Annotated in this window: 25 protein-coding genes; all 25 read right to left on the minus strand. The window is 28.4% G+C overall.

Translation table 11 applies throughout. The features are described 5' to 3' along the window. On the minus strand, nt 1–604 hold a 604-nt coding region (locus tag NG901_RS09765), incomplete at its 3' end, for a phage baseplate assembly protein V (protein ID WP_353847554.1). 378 nt (nt 605–982) lie between these two features. Continuing rightward, a complete protein-coding gene (locus tag NG901_RS09770; protein ID WP_286675193.1) occupies nt 983–1,534 on the minus strand; it encodes an RNA 2'-phosphotransferase in 552 nt (183 codons plus the stop codon). A gap of 8 nt (nt 1,535–1,542) precedes the next feature. Continuing rightward, complete coding sequence (locus NG901_RS09775) at nt 1,543–1,902, minus strand: hypothetical protein (protein ID WP_252214030.1); 360 nt, start codon at nt 1,900–1,902, stop codon at nt 1,543–1,545. Next, entirely contained in the window at nt 1,877–2,020 is a 144-nt protein-coding gene (locus NG901_RS09780) for a hypothetical protein (protein ID WP_252214032.1), read from the minus strand. The genes NG901_RS09775 and NG901_RS09780 overlap by 26 nt, the downstream gene beginning before the upstream one ends. A 33-nt stretch (nt 2,021–2,053) precedes the next feature. Beyond that, on the minus strand, nt 2,054–2,632 hold the full coding sequence (locus NG901_RS09785) for a barstar family protein (protein WP_252214034.1): 579 nt from the start codon (nt 2,630–2,632) through the stop codon (nt 2,054–2,056). 49 nt (nt 2,633–2,681) lie between these two features. Continuing rightward, nucleotides 2,682–3,215, minus strand: a complete 534-nt coding sequence (locus NG901_RS09790) for a ribonuclease domain-containing protein (RefSeq protein ID WP_252214037.1) — start codon at nt 3,213–3,215, stop codon at nt 2,682–2,684. Nucleotides 3,216–3,759: 544 nt separating this feature from the next. Further along, nucleotides 3,760–4,074 carry a hypothetical protein gene (locus tag NG901_RS09795; RefSeq protein WP_252214038.1) on the minus strand — a complete coding sequence of 105 codons (315 nt, stop codon included), beginning with the start codon at nt 4,072–4,074 and terminating at the stop codon, nt 3,760–3,762. Nucleotides 4,075–4,462: 388 nt separating this feature from the next. Then, complete coding sequence (locus NG901_RS09800; RefSeq protein ID WP_353847555.1) at nt 4,463–4,858, minus strand: Imm50 family immunity protein; 396 nt, start codon at nt 4,856–4,858, stop codon at nt 4,463–4,465. A 16-nt stretch (nt 4,859–4,874) separates the two neighbouring features. Further along, on the minus strand, nt 4,875–5,225 hold the full coding sequence (cdiI, locus tag NG901_RS09805) for a ribonuclease toxin immunity protein CdiI (RefSeq protein ID WP_252214040.1): 351 nt from the start codon (nt 5,223–5,225) through the stop codon (nt 4,875–4,877). Nucleotides 5,226–5,253: 28 nt separating this feature from the next. Next, nucleotides 5,254–5,904 carry a CdiA family toxin C-terminal domain-containing protein gene (locus tag NG901_RS09810; RefSeq protein WP_252214042.1) on the minus strand — a complete coding sequence of 217 codons (651 nt, stop codon included), beginning with the start codon at nt 5,902–5,904 and terminating at the stop codon, nt 5,254–5,256. Between the two features lie 551 nt (nt 5,905–6,455). Beyond that, complete coding sequence (locus NG901_RS09815) at nt 6,456–6,998, minus strand: hypothetical protein (RefSeq protein WP_252214044.1); 543 nt, start codon at nt 6,996–6,998, stop codon at nt 6,456–6,458. Between the two features lie 8 nt (nt 6,999–7,006). Continuing rightward, the gene (locus NG901_RS09820; protein ID WP_252214046.1) at nt 7,007–8,092 is read right to left on the minus strand and encodes a hypothetical protein; all 1,086 of its coding nucleotides are present in this window, start codon (nt 8,090–8,092) and stop codon (nt 7,007–7,009) included. A 1-nt stretch (nt 8,093) separates the two neighbouring features. Further along, the gene (locus tag NG901_RS09825) at nt 8,094–8,849 is read right to left on the minus strand and encodes a type VI secretion system Vgr family protein (RefSeq protein ID WP_252214048.1); all 756 of its coding nucleotides are present in this window, start codon (nt 8,847–8,849) and stop codon (nt 8,094–8,096) included. Between the two features lie 212 nt (nt 8,850–9,061). Beyond that, the gene (locus NG901_RS09830; protein ID WP_085293946.1) at nt 9,062–9,478 is read right to left on the minus strand and encodes a hypothetical protein; all 417 of its coding nucleotides are present in this window, start codon (nt 9,476–9,478) and stop codon (nt 9,062–9,064) included. Between the two features lie 96 nt (nt 9,479–9,574). Beyond that, nucleotides 9,575–10,621, minus strand: a complete 1,047-nt coding sequence (locus tag NG901_RS09835; protein WP_252214050.1) for a hypothetical protein — start codon at nt 10,619–10,621, stop codon at nt 9,575–9,577. 1 nt (nt 10,622) lies between these two features. After that, complete coding sequence (locus NG901_RS09840) at nt 10,623–12,128, minus strand: contractile injection system protein, VgrG/Pvc8 family (RefSeq protein ID WP_252214051.1); 1,506 nt, start codon at nt 12,126–12,128, stop codon at nt 10,623–10,625. A 32-nt stretch (nt 12,129–12,160) separates the two neighbouring features. After that, a complete protein-coding gene (locus NG901_RS09845) occupies nt 12,161–12,538 on the minus strand; it encodes a DUF4280 domain-containing protein (RefSeq protein ID WP_353847553.1) in 378 nt (125 codons plus the stop codon). A gap of 70 nt (nt 12,539–12,608) precedes the next feature. Further along, nucleotides 12,609–13,136 carry a hypothetical protein gene (locus NG901_RS09850; RefSeq protein ID WP_252214052.1) on the minus strand — a complete coding sequence of 176 codons (528 nt, stop codon included), beginning with the start codon at nt 13,134–13,136 and terminating at the stop codon, nt 12,609–12,611. 29 nt (nt 13,137–13,165) lie between these two features. Then, entirely contained in the window at nt 13,166–13,762 is a 597-nt protein-coding gene (locus NG901_RS09855) for a hypothetical protein (RefSeq protein ID WP_252214053.1), read from the minus strand. Between the two features lie 22 nt (nt 13,763–13,784). Then, nucleotides 13,785–15,209: a type VI secretion system Vgr family protein gene (locus NG901_RS09860; RefSeq protein WP_252214054.1), complete on the minus strand. Its 1,425-nt coding sequence runs from the start codon at nt 15,207–15,209 to the stop codon at nt 13,785–13,787. Nucleotides 15,210–15,229: 20 nt separating this feature from the next. Beyond that, on the minus strand, nt 15,230–15,808 hold the full coding sequence (locus tag NG901_RS09865; RefSeq protein WP_252214055.1) for a hypothetical protein: 579 nt from the start codon (nt 15,806–15,808) through the stop codon (nt 15,230–15,232). A 144-nt stretch (nt 15,809–15,952) separates the two neighbouring features. Further along, on the minus strand, nt 15,953–16,276 hold the full coding sequence (locus NG901_RS09870) for a hypothetical protein (RefSeq protein ID WP_061301879.1): 324 nt from the start codon (nt 16,274–16,276) through the stop codon (nt 15,953–15,955). Nucleotides 16,277–16,305: 29 nt separating this feature from the next. Further along, nucleotides 16,306–17,136: a hypothetical protein gene (locus tag NG901_RS09875; RefSeq protein WP_252214056.1), complete on the minus strand. Its 831-nt coding sequence runs from the start codon at nt 17,134–17,136 to the stop codon at nt 16,306–16,308. Between the two features lie 16 nt (nt 17,137–17,152). After that, entirely contained in the window at nt 17,153–17,929 is a 777-nt protein-coding gene (locus NG901_RS09880; RefSeq protein WP_252214058.1) for a hypothetical protein, read from the minus strand. Nucleotides 17,930–18,438: 509 nt separating this feature from the next. Beyond that, nucleotides 18,439–21,087 carry an Hsp70 family protein gene (locus NG901_RS09885; protein WP_252214060.1) on the minus strand — a complete coding sequence of 883 codons (2,649 nt, stop codon included), beginning with the start codon at nt 21,085–21,087 and terminating at the stop codon, nt 18,439–18,441. Between the last annotated feature and the right edge of the window lie 78 nt (nt 21,088–21,165).

A 21,165-nucleotide genomic window follows, 5' to 3' on the forward strand; every position in this document is an offset into this window, starting at 1 on the left:
TATTTCCTTTTGTCATGAGTATTTGACTTTGTGCACTTATATTTATGTTATTTTTTGTGCTTATTACTATTTCTCCACCTGCATTTAGGTTTAATCCAGTTGGACTTGTAAGAGTTACTCCTGTTTCATCTTCAAAATTTATACTTAATGGTTCTTTACTTCCACCTTTTATATTTAAAGCTCCTGGAAGCATTGCTATTTCACTTCCATGCTCTGTTTGAAAGTATCTACTAGTTGTGTCAGATGTTTGTCCACAAGTGTCTCCATTTTTTCTTACGCAACCTGTAATAATTGGTTCATCATTACCTGCACTTGGAAAGTATAGTCTTACACTTTCTCCAATGCTTGGCATTGCGTACATTATGTTTGCTGATGGTGGTGCATATCTAAACCAGAAAGCTTCACCTTCACTTTGATTTTCGTCTATATTTAAATGAATCTTTATTAACTCTTCTTTTACTGCTAGAACTTTTCCTTCAATAGATGCTCCACCTAAAAGTGAATTATATAATTTTGTTTGCCATACCCCATTTTTTCTGCATAATTTATATTTATAAATTGTTTCATCTTGGTATTTGCAAGCTTCATAGTCCTTAGTTCCAATTCTCTAGTATTCTACTCAGCCATCTTATTTTTATGTTTTATTCTATCAATTCTTTTTATTTTTAGTGCTTTTCTATCTTTATCCTATATATATTATTGTTATGAATTTTATTAACTTTTAAGTAGAATTATCAAGCCTAGGATTTCCTTGTTTATCAGCTTACACATCGCTTTCAACCTTGTTTTACTTATTCCTAAAGGACTAGTACTTAATCAACCACAGGTATTTATTTGGCTATTAAAAGAATAATGAACCAGCCTACTTAAATTTCAGCTGATTCATTTCATCCTTTAGATTATGCAGTAAATTGTTTATATACTTTTTATTAATTTCAATTGCTTATACGATTCACATTTTATGCTATTAAATTAAATCTAATTATGAAGTGACTTTTATATATTTACTTGGTATATCATCAGCTAACCATACTTTATCATTACCTAAATAAAATTTAACACCTTCATCCCAAGCCTTTTTAGCATCAATTTCAATAATAATTGGCTTATCATCATGTCTTTTACCAACTTGGAATGCAGTTTCGATATCATTTGATAAATGAACATATTGCCTTCCTTTTGGTAATAGACCTTTATTCTCTATTGACTCTAAAAAACGTCTTGCAGTTCCATGAAATAATATTGCTGGTGGTTCTTCACTTTCTTTTACTATCTTCTTCGGTACAGAATGTCCATATAAAGCTCTAATTTTGCCATCAACTAATTCATGTCTCTTCTTATCAGAATTCTCAATTATATGTTCTAAATCTCCTATGGTTAAACTTTCCCATTTACTATTCTCTTTTAAAGCAGTCAATAATTGTTCTACTCTAACCCATCCATTCTCATCTAGCTCTAATTCATACTCCCAAGGAGCATGTCTAAGAGCGTATGATATCTCCTTACTTAATTGTAAATAGTTAATAAAACTCATCTCCTTTTTTATTCTCTATTGAATTCAATCATTTCACTAATAGCAGTTTCTAACCAAGCCCAAAAATCATTATACTCTGTTCTTTGCTCATAGCCTTCTGATGTAAAATCATGTATTATTTGCACTTTTTCACCTTTACCTACTTCAAAACATGCTATATCATCATTGTCATCTCGTCTTGCAAAAGGTATTAGCTTTCTATTGGGATATCTTTCTGTAACTCCTTTTAACCTATTTAACACTCTCTCTTCATCCATTATATACCATAAATCAAAGTCTAATAAATTTAATTCTATTACTTTACTAAATGAATCTGGATATTGAAACCCATCAATCCCTAATTTATTTTCTAAAATTTCTATATTCATAATTATTTACTATCCTTTCCATAGTATCTGCTCCAAATTGATTATTATTTCTGAATGATGCTTTTTGCTTCCCAATTCTTAATTCAATTGTTTCTCCTGCATCAATTATACTTTTCAAAAAAACCTCTAGAATTAATCTAGAGGTTTAAAATTAATCTTTATATATTACTTTACATTCATTAGAAATACATTCTACTAATATTTCTTTCAATTTTCCTGCTTCCTTAGGTATTATTTCATTTAAATGACTCCATCCATTAAATATAATCACTCTAGGCAACAGAGTTTCTTCTAAAAATTCTCTTAATGCATGCCAATTCATCACATAATATTGTGAAAACTCTAATTTTTCTTTTAAGGTTTTGTGCAACTCAATTAAAGAATTTATATTTCTACAATTTATCTCAACCCTGTCTTTTTTCCCATATTTTCGTTTTAATATCATAGTTATATTATCATCAATCTCCACATCATCAATAATTCTCTCAATATAACTATCATTAATTTTACTAAATTCATCATCATTATTAGATAGTAAATACTTTTGTAGTTCGTTTTTCAAACTAACAACTTGTCTATTATCATTATAATTAGTTGAAATTATTTTATAATAAATAGTATCAGCAAATAACCTATTTAATTCCTCATCATTATCATATACCCATTCTTCAAATTCTCCATTAGATAAATAATCTTTTGTATACAAACCTAAAACTTCTATTATTTTCATAGTTCCTCCTTAATATCCTTACTATATATCTATATTTCATATTTTTTTATTAATATTCTCCAATTTTAAAAACTGTTACATAATGGTCATACGTTCCATATATTAACCCATCATTTGAATAAACTACTCGATAACCAGGATTTTTGCTTCTTCCCTTAGTATAATCCATTCCTACATCAGCCTCGTACCAAGTTCTTGCTTGTTTATTGGGTAAAACTCCATCTTCATTTCTAAATATGTTGCCACCTATTTTCTTATTAGGTGCATAATTCTTTAATGCTTTATTAGGTTTCCAACCTAAATTCATAGCCTCTTCTTTCATTATATAATCATTTGGTAATTTACCAGTTGACTTTAATGAATCCACTACATCATTTGCATATTCTGTTACTTTATATTGTTCCTTAAGTTTTGCATAATTAACTACATTATGTGCTTCAGTATTATCTACCACTTCAGTAATAACTTCTGATTCTTTACTAACCTTCTCAGCTTCACTAATAACTTCTGATGTTTTAGCAATTTTTTCAGATTTATTAAGTTTAGTAACTGTAGGACCGAATAATAAAGCACCCTCAAACAATACTCTTCCTGTAAAATATGATTCAGAGTTAGCATCCCCATCTATTACATCACGTTTATATTCATCTTTAATTTCTTTCCAAATAGCTTTTCCTACTCTTGCTGCATATTCTGAATTTCCTTGCTTATCAAGCTACACATCATTCTTATCCTTGTTTTACTTGCCTCTAAATGTATTAGGTTTAATTAGCCATGAACTCATTTATCAGTTATATGCATGGATTTAGGTAGTAGAAAATCTTTCAGTCCTTAGCACCTTCTATTAAAAGAAAATATCAATACTATTGAAGTATCGACATTTCAGTTAAAACTATATTTTCTTTTAATCTAGGTAAAAAAGGGGGGTACGGTAATAGAGTTTTTAAAAAATATTTTTTAATTTCACTAGCATTAAATTACTTTTTAAATTTATCTGCAACTCTTATCCCCCTACTCACTACATTATTTAGATCATGCAATCTCATTAATTTATAATATAATTTCTCAATATTAAACTTTTTCAGTAAGCTTTTTACAAGTTTTGCATTGAGTCTACTTTAGTCTTCTTATAACAGCCTAACTCCTATCTGCTTTTTAAATTTTATTTTTAATATGCTTTTGCTTACATCATTAATTATCATTTCATCACCTATTTTATTAATGCTCTCAACATTCTCAATCTTACAAGTAAAAACTATTAATTCTTGAAAAGTTATTGTTACTTCACAAATTTTCCTATATACATCCATGAACATAACTATTTCAAATCCTTTATCATCTTTTAAAGAATAAATAAGTTCACCAGCTTCAACCTCTCCAACACTAATAGGTTCATTACAAAACAACTCTAATAACTCATACTCATCATATTTAATAAACATATATTCTACTCCTTTACTTAGAGCTGAAACTGTAATTACAAAAGTTAATGGTAGTAATATTTTTACTATTACTACCATTTTACCATTAATTTAATTTTTATTTAGCTAATCACTACAAAATTATAATTATGCAGTAAACTTTATGTTTTTGTAGTTACTTTATTTAAACAATGTAGCTACCTGCTAATTTCAATGTTCCGATATTCCATTAATTATATTTTCAGAATCTTTCCAAACTGATATGATTCTAGTGCATTCCTTTTCTTATAATGAAATAATCCTACCACTACATCATCAACATCTTTGTAAATATGGCGCTTTAATTTTCCTTACTAGATCACAGTTGACATTCTCCATGTGTCTTTCATACAGCTTCTTATAACATAATTTATTCACTTCTTAAAATATATCCTTCTACAGATTGAATCAATCCAGATTCAGCTTGAAATTGAACATTTATATTTCCGGATATTGTTATATCAATCAATTGATTTTCAGTTCTTTTTATTTCAATATTACCAATATAATAATTAGTATTTGCATTAATATTTAACATAGATATAGCAAAAAAGTCAAGTTCTAGCATTGCTGAATTATAATTTCTCTCCTTCCATTTCTTAGGTGGAGATTCAGGATAAAACGGCATCTTAAATGCAATCGTAATTCTGTTTCCACTATCAGAAATAGCTAACTTAGTTATCTGTACCTCTCCTAACATTGGCACTGAATTATATAGAGTTATTAAAAACTTGTTATTATCTAAACAATCATACCACGTAAATATTCTCCTTTTCTATTTTTTAAATATTAAGATGCATCTTTATTTGAGCTAGATATTCTTGTATCTTCTCATTATCCTCCGAGTATTTAGTTATATGATTTTCACAAGTCTGTAAAAGGTATCTATAAAACATACTGTTTTCTACAACAACCATTGTATCCTCATCATCTGCAGGCTTCCAGAAAAACAAAGTAACACAACCTTCAACATAATCCTCATCATCTGGATCAAATGAACAAGAAATATACTCTGCACCTTGGCCCTTCATTTCTGCCATTGTCTTCAAAGCACTAATTTGTAATTTTCCTAAAAAACATATATTATCAAAATAATAATTTAAATACTTTTCTTTTTCTCCTGAAACTCTCATTTCTTTACCTTCTTTCTAAATAGTAATTTTAATTTGGTACTATTGGGAAAAAGTTGGTTACTTCTCCATTTTCTATATAACCACGAAATTGTAGGCCATTAGATACACTTCCTTCGATGATTCTTCCGTTAATTGTACCATTTTCCATTGCCTCTTTACCCCACTTTAACATCTGGTTGCCTGGAATCTTATTAGGCTCAAAAACTGTCTTTGGCTCTCTAATATTTTTAAATCCTATAAGTTCACCTCTTCCATTATAAGATGGTATAGTATATTTTTGAGCATATACACCATCTATTGTCGGATGTGGTATCGGATCGCCTATTTTTAATTCATTCAAAGAAAAACCTGTACTTTCTAATGTACTATTGAAAAAATCTTCACTGTGTGCTCCAAGAACTCCTCTTTGCTTTGGCCCAATACCTTCTCCCATAATAAAATGATGATCTGGCTTAGTTAAAGGTCCGATAAAATCAGTATCACCAGGTTCAAATATGCTTGTGGGTTTAGCCACCCCCTTATTTATACCACCAAACTCTTCTGGTACTCCAACTCCGCTTTTTTTAGGCACAGAACCTTTGGTTTCCTTAATTCCAAAAATAGCTGATGCTGTTCCAAAACTATTTAACCAATGTTCTTTTGATAAAGGATCTTTAGGATTAAATGTCTCATTTACCATATCTACATTTCCTAAAGTAATCCAATTAGAAAAATCATAAAATGAATTAAAGGCTTTTTCGGATCTTTTTACATTTTCTTTTACAATATCTCTGTCATCCTTGTTTTACCGACTCCTAAAGATGTTAGTATTGATTAACAAGGAACTCCTTTATCAGATGCTTATACTTGAAAAACTGCTAAAAAGATTTTAATCACCTATCAATTTCTATTTAATCAGTTGTTTTAGCCTTTATTCATCACTTTTAAATTAAATGCCACTCTTATTCGTAGTCTTTTAAAACTCTGTTTTCTGATGTGTTATCGTTGTTTTTTGATATAATTCTTTTAAATGATGTATTTATAGCATATGATAACTACTAAAAAAATAATGAACTAGCCTACTTAATTTCAGCTAGTTCATTTCATTTTTCACTACATTATTTAGATTATGCAGCATAATTTAAATTCTACTATATAGTAGAAATCATTAATATTAATTACGACATATAGCTCCAAATAAAATAATATATTTTTGTCGTCAGTTTTTATAAAATTTGTAGTGAGTTCAATTTAAATAATCTGTACTTTTTTATATAATTTAGACATTATTTTTGTATTAAGTAGTTCTGGGTTAATTCTCCCAACTTCGCTTAAATATTGATTTGCTTTCATTTTTACTTTATACTTAAACTCACTAAATGAAATGATTGTTTCTTTCCAAGTCGGATACTTAAAATCCTCTTTTTTAACTGTAATAAGAAAGGCACCATCGCTTTCTCCTGAATACTTAGCAAAACTTACTGTTAAAACATCGTCATTTCGAATAAATTCAAGCCAACTGTCAACACACTCTATTTCTTTTAAAGCAACATATTTTGATTTTTCTTCTAATATCAATATTACTTCCATTAATAAATCAAACCAAAGTGTTATCAATTCATGACCTACTTCAAATTCATTTAACTTATTATCATGATAATATCCTTCAATATTTCCATTAAAGTTAAGAGCAAAAAACCCCTCAACATCAGCTCCATCAGAATCAAATTGATGTGCATTAATATTACTTAAATATTCTAAATCATCTACAATTCTAAAATTAATATCAAACATTGTGTCACCTACTTTCCAAAGTTTATAATTTCATCATAAGTAAATTTATGATTTCCAAATCCAGTTGAAAATTTTCCTTCCCTCATAAATATATTAATTTCTTCTCCATATATCTTATAGGTATGATATCCATCTGTTATTCCTTTACTTACCGCATCTTTATAAGCACTATTTAAAGCATTTGTAACCTGTTCTTCAGTCCAGCTTGGATTAAAAAAGGATTTTTTACTTAGATACCCTTCAACAACTTCTTTTGACTGATACGGAACTTGTTTTACATACCTACTAACAATATGGTCATTCATTGGATGCTTTAAAGCCTTACTGCTAAGGTCTTCGATAGCTTTACCTGTCCTATTACCTAAATTTCCAATACCACTTCCAGCAATAAATTCACTCTCAGCACTAAAATTACCAGATATTATATTTTTAGCAGATTTAATACCACTAATTGATGCTGTTATTCCTGCTTCAGTCAACATTCCTACTGAAAAATCTCCATAAAGTTCTGCATATTCTGGAGTCAAACCATAACATTCACCAACGAAAGTTATATGCTCCTTGAATGGTAATATAGTCCTATCATAAACACCTTTAACTAAATATTCAAGTTTATATTCTCCTGGTAAACTGTGAAGTTTTATATTATCATTCTTATACTCTGGTATTGGTTCAAGACCTGTAGGTTTCTTTGTTATATATGTTTCTCCTGAAATATATGTTTTTTTTGAAATATATCTCTTTTCTAAATTTAGATTAACTCCTTTAAGACTTTGAGATGAATCATCACACTTACTTTCTGTGCTTGATGAACCTGAACCAAATGAAAATATAAAAGCCCCAACCAACAATTTGAATTTCTTTTCTAAAAACTCTTCAATATCATCAATGTCAAGTTCTCCATCTTCATCAACATTTACAACTCCAAGTGCAGCCATAGCTCCAGAAAGAGCCGATCCAATGGTTCCAGCAGCTGATGAAAACATTCCAGAAATTCCTGATATTGCAGACTTTACTGTATTAACTACTGCATTTGCTACTTTTGCAACTGCTCCTACAACACCTTTTACTAAATTTCCAACACTAAAGTCCATTTTATACTCCCCCTTCTGCAAAAGGAGCATAAGTTTCTCTACAGCTTCCATTTTTTGTTACATTATTACCTTTTATATGGAATTCGCCTTCTATTGATACTCCATTTTCTGTATTTCCCTTAGTCATGAGTATTTGGCTTTGAGCACTTATGTTTATGTTATTTTTTGTTCTTATTATTATTTCTCCACCTGCATTTAGGTTTAATCCAGTTGGACTTGTAAGAGTTATTCCACTTTCATCTTCAAAATTTATACTTAATGGTTCTCTGCTTCCACCTTTTATATTTAGAGCTCCTGAAAGCATTGCTATTTCACTCCCATGATCTGTTTGAAAGTATCTATTTATTGTGTCAGATGTGCCTTCACAAGTGTCTCCATTTTTTCTTACGCAGCCTGTAACAATTGGTTCTTCATTACCTTCACTTGGAAAATAGAGTCTTACACTTTCTCCAATTCTAGGCATTGCATACATTATGTTTACTGATGGTGGTGCATATCTAAACCAAAAAGCTTCACCTTCATTTTGGTTTTCGTCTATATCTAAATGAATCTTTACTAATTCTTCTTTTACTGCTAGAACTTTTCCGACAACAGATGCTCCACTTAAAAGTGAATTATATAATTTTGTTTGCCATACCCCATTTTTTCTGCATAATTTATATTCATAGGTTATTTCCTCTTTATTTCTATAGGCTTCATACTCTCTAAGATATAATTCTTTTTGCTTAAAGTAAATTTTAGAATCAATTACTTTCAAATTAAATAAAGATAATACAGTTTATTATTTGTATTATCTTTATTTTACTTCAATTATTCTTCATCTTTTACTGATTCTATACTCAATAAGATATTGGTTCATTTTCCTAACAATACACCCTGAAGTTTCATCAATATTGATATCTTATATAAATTTATTCCATGTAGCTTTTACAGTTTATTGAATATTTTGTAATCTACATCATATAATAATTACTTGTTATTCTCTCTATATTTTTTAGACATATTATCAATTTCTTTATAAAAACCATCCGGAATTGTATAATCAATTTCTTGCTCAGGTGTAACTCTAGCCAAATCACCATACACTTCTAAATGTAGAATATTATTTTGATTGTTATCACTCAATCCTATTATAACATCTGGAGTAGTATTAGGTGCATTGCGGTTAGAACGTTCAGAAAACTGTACGCCCTTTAGATAATTCATAATTTCTAATATATCATTTTTATCTTCAGTACTAAAGCTTCCACCAAAATATAAAATTGTAATGGTATCAATACTCTCTGTATCAACATTTTCAAAAAGTTTTACTTTAGTACTATTGTGACACACCCCCATTAATAATATTATAAGAATTATGCTTATTGCTATAAATATTTTTTTCATAATAGTTCTCCTTCCATATACAAATACATAGATATAAAATAATATTGAAATTATTAATAAACAGTTATAATTTCAACAATAATTGCATTATTCTCTTTACTTTATTCGCACTTTTCCTTGTCTTTTTCTTATTGGCCATCCCTCACTATCTCTTGGAACATATCTCCACCATGTCGGTTGACCAGTTGTCTCCGCTGGAGCTAAAGAATTTTCTGGAAGTACACCATATGTATCCTCATCTTTATATGAACCTTCTCCTCCTGCAACCTCCTCTGATTTCTCTGGTTTCTCATCATTATAAGCATAGACTGTTCCACCATCCCATCCTGTTATCTCATTTGCGTCAACAACATCCTCAAATGCGCTTGCTGTATTTTGTGCATCAGGATTAGCAGAATTACAAGAACTAAAATATAATTCATTCATTTTTTTCTTCTCTAAATCTGATATCAATATATCTTTATTCTTGTTATTTTCATGAATAACTGTTTTATCCGCTCCAATCCTACACCATTCCTTTTCTTTACCTTCATCACCATGAAAATACATAAATCCTGCACCTTTATAATCGTCATCATCTATATCTGGATCTATACTACCATGCAAAATAATTTGAACAGCATCAATAGTCTTAGATTTATCATCCATATTATCCCATTCTCGTTTAAAATCACTTGAATTGGTAACTGGCCTTAAAATCGGGTCAGTTCCTGGATATTTTTTCTTATATTTTTCTTTCTCTATCTCAGCTTGCTCATCAAATGAATGCTTATGATCACCAGATTCTATACCTGGTTGATAAAAAATATAGCATACATGATCACTAGAAATATCATCATTTTCTGTGCTTGATGAACCAGAATCAAATGGAAATATAAAAGCTCCAACCAATAATTTAAATGCTTCTTCGAGCAGTTCTTCCTCATCTTCATCAATCTCACCATCTTCAAAGACATCTGCCATTATTGCCACTGCTCCAAGTACAGCCATTCCTCCCGTAGGTTGTGAAGCCATTCCACCTACAGCTTGTGAACTATTTCCAGAAACTGCAGATACTATAGATTTCACTGCACTGCCTATTGCATTTGCTACTGCTGCCACTGCTCCAACAACAGCACTTACTACGCTATTAAAAAATGACATCTTACACCCCTCCTTCTGCAAAAGGAGCATAAGATTCTCTACTGCTTCCATTTTTTATTACGTTATTTGCTCTAATATGGAATTCGCCTTCTATTGAAACTCCATTTTCTGTATTTCCTTTAGTCATGAGTATTTGACTTTGTGCACTTATATTTATATTATTTTTTGTGCTTATTACTATTTCTCCACCTGCATTTAAATTTAATCCAGTTGGGCTTGTAAAAGTCACTCCACTTTCATCATCAAAATTTATACTTAATGGTTCTTTACTTCCACCATTTATATTTAATGCCCCCGGAAGTATTGCTATTTCACTTCCATGTTCTGTTTGAAAGTATCTACTTGTTGTATCAGAAGTTTGAATGCATGTGTCTCCATTTTTTCTTACGCAACCTGTAACAATTGGCTCTTCATTAAATTCACCTAAAAAATATAGTCTTACATTTTCATTAGTTTTAGGCATTGCGTACATTATATTTGTTGTTGGTGGTGCATATCTAAACCAAAAAGCTTCACCTTCACTTTGATTTTCGTCTATATTTAAATGAAGCTTTACTTTTTCGCCCTGAACTGCAAGGACTTTTCCTTCAAGTGATGCTCCACTTAAAAGTGAATTATATAATCTTCTTTGCCATACTCCATTTTTTCTGCATAACTTATATTTATAAATTAGTTCTTCTTTATTTCTATAAGCTTCATACTCTCTAGCATATAATTCTTTTTGCTTAAAGTAAACTTTTGAACCAATTTCAAGGATAGTTCGCATTTTTATTTTATAGTAAAAATAGTCAGTGTCATGATAAACTTCATCTCCACCAGCTTCATGAAATCTTTGTAAATCTTTGAAAGCCTCATAGTTCATCTTATCATTTAATTTATAACTATGCTCACTTGGTATTCCAAAATTAAACATATAATTCAAATTTATTATATCACAATATAATTCTGATTTTAATTCACTTGCAATCCTCTTTAAAAAGTTCCAATCTGTTTCCTTATATTGAAATAAGGGCTTATCTATTTTTTGTCCTTTCCCTATATTTTGAGTAAAAGTGTAACCTGAATACTCTTTTAATATTTCATTTATAAGAGCATCATAAGTCATATCAACATTTTGAAAAGATCTACTCTTTTCTTTTATATCTAATTTAAAACTTGAAGTTAAAGCTTGAATTTCTAAATAATATATTCCATTTATATTGGTTGTCCTAATATTTTGCACTATTCCATTAAATAATCTTTTACTATTTCTTTCATTAACTTCATTTATATTTATTGTATTTTCATCACTGTTTGTACTCTCATTATCTATATCTTCTATTTCTTCATAAACACATATTTCATCTTCTGTGGAAGCTTTTATAGCAGAATTAAAATTTATACTGTCATCTATTAAACATTTTAAATATAAATATCCATGTTCATTAGGTTTATTTTCAATTTTTATATCTACTATCTTCATTAACTCATATGGCGATTTTACCCTTAATCTATTAATTTCTCCCATATATTTTTCCCCTTAAGTTTTATAATTTTTTACTATTGTCCATCTGTAACAAATTTTATTATTCCTCCATATGCACATATCAATGTTGAATCCGTAGTCAATGCCGGTTCTCCATCAACTAAAGTATCTTCTTTAGTATTCATCCACTCTTTTAATATCTTTACTTTGCATTTTTTCCCCGTTACTGTATCACCTCTTTCTTTTGTTAAAGTAACATTTTCACTTGAAGGGCAGTTCCCTTTACATACTCCAAAGCAACTTATATTTTTATCTACCACATTGTCACTTTCATTCATCATTGGATTTCCATTTGAATATGTTCCATGACTTGTAGGCAGATTTATTCTTTTTTTATGGCTTCCTTTATTACATTTCATTTTAGCTCCCCTAACTACATATGCCTGTGCCACATTTATCATCTCCTATTTTTTAAATTAAGATTATGTTTTACTTAAATGTTGATATTCTAAAAGATAGACTTTAATCATCAATTTCTAATCTTTTTAAACACATTCCTTTAAATTCCCTTCTAAGCAAACTTTCAGCAACATCTAATCTTATTACCACCAAGGTTTTTGAGCTTTCTTTTATTTTAAAAATCTTTTTATTTCTAATTTTTTCTTTATCTAATATAATTTTTTTTACTACAGTTTTATTTAAATTTAATTCTGCTTTTTCACTTAAACATTCTATTTCTTCAAATATTGGCATATAATAATTTTCTTGTCTTTCATGTGGTAAATCTATTAAAGGAATGATTTTAAATAAAATTTCTGAATCATACTTTTCAATTATTTTTTTCATTTCTTTTGAAATAAGAAATAGATTTCTATCTAGGATATCTAAAAACTCGGCCTCATCAGTGCACTTAACATTTAAAATAACAATATCATCAATTTTATGAGCATTTAATAAATTAATATTTCTAACATCAATATTTCTAAATACATCCATTAACATTGGCGTATTAGTATATTCCTCATCCTGCTTTAATAAAAAGTAATCCATGTTTGTTCCTTTCTCTCATATTTAGTTGATTAATTTTGAGAATATATCAAAATATTATAATCCTTATATTCTCCTGCCATAATAACTATGTCTTCTTTCTTTTTCATTTCTTTATATGAAGTACATTCTAAGAAACTTTCTAACATCTTCATAATTATGCCTATAGCTAAACCATGATATTTTTCTGCTTCTCTTAACTTTATAACTTCTATATCCTTTTCCTTAATAGTTCTGCCATATTCTTTTTTCTTCTCTGAAAGTTCTTTCATATGATTAAATAAAGGTTCATAAATAAAATCTAAATCTATATTTATTGAACATTCCTCTTTATCTAAAAACCATTTTTCATCATAAAAATCAATTCTCCATTGTCCTTTATTTTCAAGAATCTTTGTTCTAAGCATTGAAAAATAAATATATCTTATTTCTCCTTTTTGCTCTTTTTCCTGAAGTAAAATAGCTTCTGTACATATAGAATTAAATTTTGAGATCAAATTTTCTTTAATACTCTCTCTTTCAGTTTTATATTTTTCTATTATTTTTTCAAATTCAGTAATATATCTGTTGTGTACATACTTTTCTTCAAATTCTTTTAATACTTTTTCCTTATCAACTTGTATTATCATCTCTTTAACACCTGCATTTTTTCTAACTTTGGATATTTACTTTTCCACCACTCATTACTACATCATCTTGTATTGTCATATTTGCTCCTGCTTGAGTTAAATTAATTCCTGCATCGCCTTGTATTATTACTTTTCCGCCTCCACTTATAGATACATCTCCTCCAGCACTCATAACTATACTTTTATCACTATTTACCTCTATTCCACCATCATCTGTTAATCTCATAAGTAAATTCCCATTTCCTATTATTTCAACAGCACCAGAACTCATAACAATTTCTTTTCCATATTTAGTTCCAATACTCTTTCGTGAAGGATCACTACGCTTAGAAGAATTACTTGATTGTAGGTTAACTGAACTTATAGAGTAAGCATTGCTTTCCACGTTATCTGGAAAATATAATCTTATTGCATCTCCAACTTCAGGCATACAATACCATCCAGTTCCATCTGGTGATGAAAATACAGTAGAGTATTCAAACCATTTTGCACCTTCACATTGTGTTGGACTTCCATCAATCTCTAAAGAAACCTTAACCCTATCTTTTTCTGTGTCTAACACTCTTCCTTGAAGGGAAATTCCAACTATTTTGTTGTTATAAATTTTTCTTACTTTCATTCCATTTTCATCTCTCAAAATATACTTATTTGAAATTACACCATTTATAAGTTCTAATTCTGTTCTATATATATAAAGACTTCTTCCTTTAAAATTAACTAAATTATATAACTTCATTACTATATTAGTTACTACTTCATAACTTATTAAATTAATATCATTTAAATCATCAATATCATTTTCTGATTTAAGTCTGTATTCTTGTAGCCCTTTCTTTATTGAATAATTAAATTCATCAAGTTCATATAATGTTGAACATCCTGAATTCCCCATGAAATATTTTATTCCTGATAAAGTGCATTCAGGAACTAATGGAACATAAAAATGCGATGCTAATCTTTTTAGAAGTTCCCAATCTGTTTCTCTGTATTGAACTATTAATTTATCAATTTTAGTTTGATTAGTAATATAATTTAATATTTGTACATCATTGTAATCACTAATAATTTCACTAAAAACATTTTTATAAGTATAATTTTCATTTTGGAATGTCCTATTCTTTTTCTTTATATCAAGTAAAAATGTATTACTTAATGCTTCTACTTCTAAAGTTCTTACATTATTAGCTGCATTAATACCAATATTAGTAACAATTCCTTCAAATACATTAATTACACTGCTACTATTGTTTTTTAATGATATTTTAATACTTGATTCAGCATCTGCTGTTTCAACATAATTATCATTACTATCATCGTCAATTATTCCACTTATATAAAGTTTTGCATGTTCATTTAACTCTCTAATAATTTTTAATTTGGTTATTTTTTGAAACCTATATGGTTCTATTAAAATATCTCCTTGAGTATACGTATATCCATTACGCATTAAAATCCATCCCCCTTACCTTATTTTATTATTCTTATAGTTTTAATAACTTGAAAAGCAATCTCTCTCCACTCTTTACATTCATTATATATACAGCTAAATGTTCCCATTAGAGTTTTTCCTTCAAACTCAAGAAAAAACATTATGTTATATAATGAATCATCAATAGCATAGCTTTTAAATTCAAAGAATCCAATATTTTTAGAATCAACTTCTAACACTCCATCTTCATAAAATACATTTGATGGATTAGTTTTTCTTATAATAACTTTCATTCCATTTTTTAATTTTTCAACATTTTCTTCTTCTAATGGACTATTAATCTTTTTTAACGTTATACATATATTTCCTTTTTCATTACATTTAATTATTTCTGGTCTACTTTCAGATGGATATTTAAGCTTTCTTGCTGCCAGTGACATCTCGTTAAAATCTTTCGGAATGTATATTTTTAAAGCTTCATCAAAGAATTCACTTTCTTCAAATTCATAATATCTCTTTCCGATTTTTACCGGACCATTTGTTATATCTTTTCTAAGTTCCTTTTCCTCTGCTTCATTAATAAAATCTAATATTTTTTCATCTACTCTTTCATCCATATTTCTCGTCCTTTCATAACTTTATAACATTATAAAAACAGCTTGAATAAACTTGTGTTGTTTTACCTTCACCAAACTCTGTTTTAGCTTCTTTTGATAGTATCTATTGCATTGCAATGTGTTTTACAATTATTCTTATCAATATCAGCTAGTCCAAATTAAAAGTTTTCTAATAAATACCATAGTACAAATTACTATAATTACTATTTTTCCCTTCTTGTCAGATTCTTTAAAATCTTTAACTAATGACTTGCAACATAGTGTAGCAGCATGTATCACTGCTACTATAGGTACTAAGAGTAATGCTCCTTTTATTATTGAACATATATATTCTATAACAAAAAATACATTAACTGTTGGCATCGTATCTTTTATTAATGCATGCGCAGTGGCTACTATATAAATAATAGTACTTAATATAAATGCAACCGCTAAATACGTTCTCAATATTTGGAATAATTTTTTCATAATTATGTCCTCCTTCTGCATAATTATTTTTAATCATCATTGCTAAAAATTTTGTCTATCCACCCTGCAATTGTATTTGAAATATCCATACCTGCACCAATTTTTTCTGCTTTAGATACATTATTTACTGGTACTGAAATTGTAGGTATTATCTTATTCCCAATACTTGTAACCTCCTTGAAATGATATGACTCATCAGCAATTTTTTTAACCCCTGATTTTACTCCTTTTGCTCCAATAAAGGCGTCAGCTCCTTCAAATATCCATCCACCGATATCTTTCCCTACCTTCTCACAATCATTAGAATCAAATACATTATCTATACCCTGACCAAATTTTTCTCCTGTTACTTCAAAAGCAGATTTAAGTGGATTAAACTTACCTTTTTCCTTATACTCTCCAGTAAATATAGCTTTTAAATCAGAACTTGACGATACTATTGAGTTCGTTGAAAAAGTTGCTAATGGTATTACAGCCGGTGATGCCGATCCACCACTAAAAACCTCTCCTATTCCAGAACCTACTAATCCAATTACACCAAAAGCAAACCCTCCCGCTGCTAATGCTGTATCTTCAGGATGCGATGCAAGATTTTTCATTCCTTGTGTAGAGGCTCCAACTAATAATTTAAACTTCTCTTCAAAAAACTCCTCTGCATCATCAATGTCAAGTTCTCCATCTTCGTCAACATCTACAACACCAAGTGTAGCCATTGCTCCAGAAGTAGCTTTTTCAATTCCTCCTGCAACTGATGAAACTGTTCCAGATACTATAGATTTCACTGCACTGACTACTGCATTTGCCACCTTTGCTACAGCTCCAACAATAGCACTTACTAAACCTCCAAAACTAAATGCCATTTTATACCCCTCCCTTTTAATCTATCAATATCTTTTTAAATCTTCCCCGTTTATTATTCCTTGTTTTTAAATCTTCTCTTTGTTTTTTTAATACCTCTAAAAGATATAAATACAATTCCTCATTTGAATAATCCTTTTCTTGAATATTTAGCTTATATGATAGGTAGCTTATTATTATATCTTTCTCAATTGCATCTTTATTTTGAATGCACATAGTCGCAAAAGTTATGTCCCATGCTTCATTAATATTGCACTTTATTAATTCTTTTCCAAACATCCTTAAAATAATTGGTGATAAACCTACTTCGTTTTTAGTTGCATAAGAAGAATTAATTAAGTTTACAGTGTCATACTCCGTTGACAAATCTTCAAAACCAGTATAATTTACTCTTAAATGTGCTCCTTCTCTAAGCTGAAATCTACATATTTCCATTTCATTTTCTTTTAATTCAAGTTCATCATCCAAATAAATTTCTGTGCAATTTTCTATAAAATCTTTATCTATTACCTGTTCCATAAATCTCAGCTTTAATATAGTGAGTTTATTATTACATTCATATTTTATTTTTGTATCTTCCTTTAAAATATAAATGACCTGATCATATTTAATTATCCCTTTTCTTATTATCAAGAAATCATCTACTACATCTATTGAACATCCAGAAATTATTCCATCACAATATTCTCTAAACATTATGTCAATAAATGTTCTTGGATAATCCCTAAGCTCATTAAGCATATCTATTTTTAAAAGTCTACCACTCTCAAATAATGGATACCTATTTTCAAACACCAAATCACCTTCTTTCAATGTTTCTTTATAGCAACGTGTATATTTGTTTTAATATACGTTGACATATCTAAATTAATTGTTAAATTAGAAATGAAAGGTATCTTTTGTGTAGTGTTACATTAAAAAAGTTTTTGGTTAGTGTTTCTTCACTATAAGTTGTTCCAAATGTGCTTGTTCAAAGCTCATCTTTGAAGCTAGCATTTTGGGTACAACTTATAATGTTAGATACACCCAATAAACTTTTCAGTAACCGAGCAAATGTATTCCTTTCATTTATCTCATCCTTTATAATAACGTCTATGTCTGTTTTAAGCATGTGTTGATATATGTAATAGGTAAAGTGGCATTGTAATTGGACTTTGAGAATTCTTAATGAGTATTGTCACATTTACTGCTTGTCTCAATTTTATATTGGAGCAAGCTAAAATGGGACTATAGTCATTTTAGTATTCCTAAGTTAAATTACTCAGTCCACTTTACTTATACATATATCAACGTCCCCCTTAAAACTACTTCATTCCATCAAAGAAATTTTTCTCCCATTTATCATTTTCAAAATAAAAGAACTTTTCTTTGCTTATATATAATTCATGATCTTTTCTTAATATAGCTAGTACATAAAATCCCCAAAGTTCCTCTTCTGCCCAAACAAAAAACTTTATTTCATCATTTTCAATATTATCTGTTTCATGCTGACTTATATTAGGATACTTTTCCATAATCCTAACAGCATCAGTTTTTTCTAATTCTTCATTATTAAACTTATAATCATACTCGTATTTCACATTATTGCTGCTATCTTTTAAATAAAGCTTTAATATAACTCGGTCCATAAATCTTGAAACGAACCCTCTTTTTACCTTCTTATTCTTAATTAATGTTATTTCGTCTCCTTTATGTGTAAATGCTGTAAGTGTATAAGGAAGTGTTGGCATATTATTTTGAATTTGTATATCAGCATATCCAAAGTTTTTAGAATAAAGATACTTCAATGCGCCCTTAAGGCAACTTAACTTTAAGTCATAATCTTCACTTGTATCTTTTTTACTTTTATTTATTTCAATTATTCTTCCTGGTATAAATTCTTTTAAAGCATCTTTAAATATATCTACATTACATGATTGACCAGTAAGTTTAATTAGTGAGTATTCATAAAGTTCATCATTTTTATATAAAGTTTCTAAGAATTTCTTTATTATGTTATATACATCACCTTTTATTAATGTGCTTATTTCATAAGTTGTAATATTTAACGTTGGTGCCTCTTTTATAATTTGCAATCTTCCATTATTCATATAGGATAATTTCCATTTATCATATATAATTTGAGCACTATCTATTATTTCTAAATTTTCCTTTAATTCATTTGGACTTAATATTATCTTTATAAGCTCTGGATTACTAAAGAATATTTTCTTAATCTCTTCTGCTAGATTGAATAAGAAATAATAATTGTTTCTAGCTTTACAATAGTCCTCTTTATTTCTAGTTTCATATAATTTAAACTTTGTTGGAATTATCTCTTCAGCCCTGTCATATTCACTGTTTAAGTCTTCATATAATTGATCAATTCCATATTTATCTATGTTTCTAAATATATCTATTTTAAATTCATCCACTATAGCTTTTTTAATTTCTAAATAATTATCCCTAGCCAATACATTCGCCATTAATATTTTTATAAACTGTAAAATTCTAAATGTAAGATTGTTACCTCCAAAGTCTGTATCTCCATTTTCATATGATGTCTCTATATCTATTTTGTACGAAACTCTATTATCTCTTATACTAAAACTACAACCTGAAAGATCCGTAGTTCCCCCTCCACAATCTATAATTAACGCCTTATATTCATCTCCACTTGAATACTTATCTCTATCTATAAAATTACTTATTGTGTTATATAAAACAGCCACACTTTCCTCTATCATATTTTTGCTTTCAACATTATACTCACTTAATACTTCTTCAAATAATTTGTGAAATTTATACTTTTGTTTCGATGGACATGAAATGTAAATATTTTTGAATTTACATTTAAATCTTTGATTTGCTAAAGATATGACATACTCTAAATACGCTTTTATGATATCTTTTCTCTTTATAAGTGTTGTTTTTCCATGAATATCTATTACTTTTTCACTTTTCTCGAAATCACTTATCCACCTTTTTATGTCATAAAAAACTGTTAAACTGTCATCAACGTATCTCTTTTTTGATGCAAATAATGCATCATATCCAAAAATATATTTCACATTATCTTCATTTTCATTTATATATTTAATGCCTACTACACTTGGAATTAGTGGAGTTATGCTATAATCTTTTTTAGTCGTATCTAAAAGTTTTACTAATTTTACTTTATCATCTTCATAATCTTCTAAATTTATATTTCTAATTAAATTATCATTTAATCCTTGAAATACTTCTTTATCTATATAAATACCTGCTGTAGTATTTGATGTTCCAAAATCTATAGCAATTGGCATTGTTGTCTCTTCTAATTCTTTTATTTCAAGTTGTAAAATAGGCAAAGATGAGTACTCTAAATTATAATTTTGAAAATCAACTTTATTTTCATATATATCATAAAGTAGCTCTGATTCTTTTTGTGGTAAAAATATTAGATTATAAAATTTACTTTCATTTTCTTTAATAAAAACATCTTTTCCTTTTACTAAAAAGTATTTATATTCATTATTCTTTTTTATCTTTTTTATATTAAGTACAGTAGAAACATTAAAATTATTATCAACTAAAAGAACATTACCTTCGTCTAATTCTTTATTGGTTTTCAACTCATATTCATCATATATTTCAAGTGATAAATCTTTGTAAATTACTATTTTCCCTGAGTAATCTACAATATCACTTGGGATTTCTTTTTTAACACTTCTCTTTAAAAACTTCTCAATTCTTTCTATTCCGTCCTCTATATAATTACTTATTAACCGGCTATCTTTTTCTCCTCTATATTTCATAATAAGTTTTATAAGCTCTTCTTTATCTAAAGGATTTACTATACTTTTCACTAACTTTTCTTTATTACATATTTCTCTTAATTGAAAAGTTGTCATTAAAATTAAGTCTTTTTCTTTATATCTTTTTGAAATATTTTCTTCTTGTTTTTTATGCAACTTGTATGTATATAATCCCATATTTTCCTCCTGATTTTTGGTTGTTTTTAAATTGTTAATAACATCTATACTTTTCAATTCATTTTTTCAATGAAAAAG

Origin of the sequence: Clostridium sp. CMCC3677, from assembly GCF_023845585.1 — a bacterium.
Lineage (GTDB): Bacteria > Bacillota > Clostridia > Clostridiales > Clostridiaceae > Clostridium > Clostridium aquiflavi.

Bases quoted from the DNA above. Each gene is read 5' to 3' on its own strand.
- NG901_RS09770 (WP_286675193.1), bottom strand. From the start codon at position 1,534: ATGAGTTTTATTAACTATTTACAATTAAGTAAGGAGATATCATACGCT.
- NG901_RS09775 (WP_252214030.1), bottom strand. From the start codon at position 1,902: ATGAATATAGAAATTTTAGAAAATAAATTAGGGATTGATGGGTTTCAA.
- NG901_RS09785 (WP_252214034.1), bottom strand. From the start codon at position 2,632: ATGAAAATAATAGAAGTTTTAGGTTTGTATACAAAAGATTATTTATCT.
- NG901_RS09795 (WP_252214038.1), bottom strand. From the start codon at position 4,074: ATGTTTATTAAATATGATGAGTATGAGTTATTAGAGTTGTTTTGTAAT.
- cdiI (WP_252214040.1), bottom strand. From the start codon at position 5,225: ATGAGAGTTTCAGGAGAAAAAGAAAAGTATTTAAATTATTATTTTGAT.
- NG901_RS09810 (WP_252214042.1), bottom strand. From the start codon at position 5,904: ATGGTAAATGAGACATTTAATCCTAAAGATCCTTTATCAAAAGAACAT.
- NG901_RS09815 (WP_252214044.1), bottom strand. From the start codon at position 6,998: ATGTTTGATATTAATTTTAGAATTGTAGATGATTTAGAATATTTAAGT.
- NG901_RS09820 (WP_252214046.1), bottom strand. From the start codon at position 8,092: ATGGACTTTAGTGTTGGAAATTTAGTAAAAGGTGTTGTAGGAGCAGTT.
- NG901_RS09830 (WP_085293946.1), bottom strand. From the start codon at position 9,478: ATGAAAAAAATATTTATAGCAATAAGCATAATTCTTATAATATTATTA.
- NG901_RS09835 (WP_252214050.1), bottom strand. From the start codon at position 10,621: ATGTCATTTTTTAATAGCGTAGTAAGTGCTGTTGTTGGAGCAGTGGCA.
- NG901_RS09840 (WP_252214051.1), bottom strand. From the start codon at position 12,128: ATGGGAGAAATTAATAGATTAAGGGTAAAATCGCCATATGAGTTAATG.
- NG901_RS09850 (WP_252214052.1), bottom strand. From the start codon at position 13,136: ATGGATTACTTTTTATTAAAGCAGGATGAGGAATATACTAATACGCCA.
- NG901_RS09855 (WP_252214053.1), bottom strand. From the start codon at position 13,762: ATGATAATACAAGTTGATAAGGAAAAAGTATTAAAAGAATTTGAAGAA.
- NG901_RS09860 (WP_252214054.1), bottom strand. From the start codon at position 15,209: ATGCGTAATGGATATACGTATACTCAAGGAGATATTTTAATAGAACCA.
- NG901_RS09865 (WP_252214055.1), bottom strand. From the start codon at position 15,808: ATGGATGAAAGAGTAGATGAAAAAATATTAGATTTTATTAATGAAGCA.
- NG901_RS09870 (WP_061301879.1), bottom strand. From the start codon at position 16,276: ATGAAAAAATTATTCCAAATATTGAGAACGTATTTAGCGGTTGCATTT.
- NG901_RS09875 (WP_252214056.1), bottom strand. From the start codon at position 17,136: ATGGCATTTAGTTTTGGAGGTTTAGTAAGTGCTATTGTTGGAGCTGTA.
- NG901_RS09885 (WP_252214060.1), bottom strand. From the start codon at position 21,087: ATGGGATTATATACATACAAGTTGCATAAAAAACAAGAAGAAAATATT.